Source organism: Micromonospora sp. KC606 (assembly GCF_004348675.1).
Lineage (GTDB): Bacteria > Actinomycetota > Actinomycetes > Mycobacteriales > Micromonosporaceae > Micromonospora.
On record NZ_SMKN01000370.1, the window covers coordinates 1 to 2,472 of the forward strand.

Below are 2,472 nucleotides of genomic sequence, written 5' to 3' on the forward strand. Positions count from 1 at the left end.
GGCCGGGCCTGGGGGCGGGGCCGGGCGGCCGTTGGCAGGCGGCGGCGCAGGCGAGGGCGACCGCGACGGTCAGGACGCCGAAGGCTCGCCGCCGGCCGTCAGCCGTCATCGGTGCCGTCGCACAGGGGCGTGCGCGCGGCGCCAGGCGAGCAGCACGACACCGGCCGCCACCACGACCACGACCAGCGCCGTGCCGAGCAGTGGGCCGGGGCTGGCCCACCGGTGCCCGGCCTTGTCGACGGGTCCACCGGCCGCGGCCAGCGCGGGCGGGGTCGCCGCCGGCGACGGCGGGGCGGTGAGTTCGCCGGGGCGCACCAGCCGGCCGACCGAGGCGTCGCGAGGCAGCGCGAACCCCCAGTCCAGCAGCGCGGCGCCCTGCTGCCAGGCCCGCTGCTCGGTCACCTCCGCGCCGAGCAGGGCGGCCACCAGGCGGCGGCCGTGGCGTTCGGCTGCGCCGACATAGGTGTGTCGGGCCAGGTCGGTGAACCCGGTCTTGCCACCGAGCGCCCCCCGGTACCGGTAGAGCAGTTGGTTGTCGTTCTGGATCTCGAACGCCTTCTGCCGCAGCGCCGGCTGCGGCGGGACGACGGCGCGCAGGGTGGCGTCGTACCGGCGGAAGGCCGGGTCGGCGAAGCAGGCACGGGCAATCAGGGCCAAGTCGTACGCGCTGGTGAACTGGCCGGGCGCGTCCAGTCCGGAGGGGGTCACCGCGTGGGTCCGCAGGGCGCCCAGGTGGCGGGCGTGGTCGTTCATGGCGCGGATCCCGCCGGGCATCCCGTCGGGTCCGCCGCCGAGGCGCGCGAGGGCGTTGGCGGCCTCGTTGCCGGACTTCAGCAGCAGCCCCAGCCAGAGTGTCTCCACCCGGTACCGGCCGCCCTCGGCCAGGCCGACCGCCGAACTGCCCGGCTCGATGTCGAGGTCGGCCGCGGTGACGGTGACGACCTGCTGCGGGTCGAGTATCGGCAGCATGGCGGCGGCCAGCAGCAGCTTCTGCACGCTCGCCGGGGTGGCGTACTCGTGCGGGCCGCAGCCGCCCAGCACCGCGCCGCTGTCCAGGTCCGCGACCAGCCACGAGGCCGCCGTGACCGGCGGCGGCGCCGCGGCGCCGGCCGGTGTCACCAGCCCGGGGGTGGCCAGGGTCGCCCCACCGACGGCGGGGTACGCGGGATCGGCCCGGGGTGGGACCGGCCGTGGCGGCCGGGACACCGACGGCACGGGCGGACACGGCCGGGTGGTCGCCGGTACCGCCACGGCGGCGGGTGCGCCGGCGACGCAGGCCAACACGGCGACGATCACGGCAACGGTACGACCCCAGGTCCTCACCTGTTCGGAGCGTAGTCACCCGGGGTCGTTCCGGGGCCGCTTTGCGGCCACCGGCCCGGCGATCGAGGTGTCCCGACGGTGGCGGCGCGCCGGTTCGGGGCGGCCGACGCCGAAACCGTCCGGGCCCGCGCGGCGGGCGAGCAGGACTGACGTTCCCGGCGCCTGGCGCAGTGCCGGACGTGGCGGTCAGCTCCAGCTGGCGCGGCGGCGACGCGGGCGGCGACGACGGGCTGCGGTGATCGCGGCGATGAGTCCGACCAGCACGGCCCCGCCACCGACCACCGCCCCGCCGATCCACTCCGGCGGGGCGCTGGCCGGCGGGCTGGCCGGTGGGGCGACGAGCGGCCCGGCGGGCGCGGGGGCCCTCACCGGCGCGCCCTCCGCGGTGGCCTCCCCCGGCTGTACGAGGCGGCCGACCGAGGCGTCGGGGGGCAACGAGAAACCCCAGTCGAGCAGGCGCGCGCCCTGCTCCCAGCCGCGCAACGGCCGGCGTTCGGCACCGAGCAGCGTCACCACGAGTCGCCGCCCGTTCCGCTCGGCCGCGCCGACGTAGGTGTGACGGGCCAGGTCGGTGAAGCCGGTCTTGCCGCCGAGCGCCCCCGGATACTCGTAGATCAGGCCGTTCTCGTTCTGGATCTGGAAGCCGGGCTTCTTCAGCGCCGGCTGGGCCGGGATCTGGGTGCGCTCGGTCAGCGCGTACCGGCGGAAGGAGGGGTCGGCGAAGCACACCCGGGCGATCAGCGCCAAGTCGTACGCGCTGGTGAACTGGCCCGGGCCGTCCAGCCCAGAGGGCGTCACCGCGCGGGTCTGCAGGGCGCCGAGCCGGCGGGCCTCGGCGTTCATCTTTCCCACCCCGGCCTGCGCGCTGCCGGCGCCGAGCCGGGCGAGCATGTTCGCCGCGTCGTTGCCGGACTGCAGCAGCAGCCCCAGCCAGAGTGTCTCCACCCGGTACCGGCCGCCCACCAGCAGGCCGACCGCCGAACTGCCCGGCTCGATGTCGAGATCCGCCCGGGTGGCGGTGGCGACCTGCTGCGGGTCGAGTATCGGCAGCATGGCGGCGGCCAGCAGCAGCTTCTGCACGCTCGCCGGGGTGGCGTACTCGTGCGGGCCGCAGCCGCCCAGCACCGCGCCGCTGTCCAGGTCCGCGAC

Annotated in this window: 2 protein-coding genes; both read right to left on the reverse strand. The window is 76.8% G+C overall.

The window, feature by feature from the left end; genetic code table 11:
* Positions 1-105: 105 nt before the first annotated feature.
* The gene (locus tag E1193_RS31055) at positions 106-1,323 is read right to left on the reverse strand and encodes a serine hydrolase (RefSeq protein WP_132186684.1); all 1,218 of its coding nucleotides are present in this window, start codon (positions 1,321-1,323) and stop codon (positions 106-108) included.
* Between the two features lie 186 nt (positions 1,324-1,509).
* On the reverse strand, positions 1,510-2,472 hold a 963-nt coding region (locus E1193_RS31060), incomplete at its 5' end, for a serine hydrolase (RefSeq protein ID WP_132186685.1).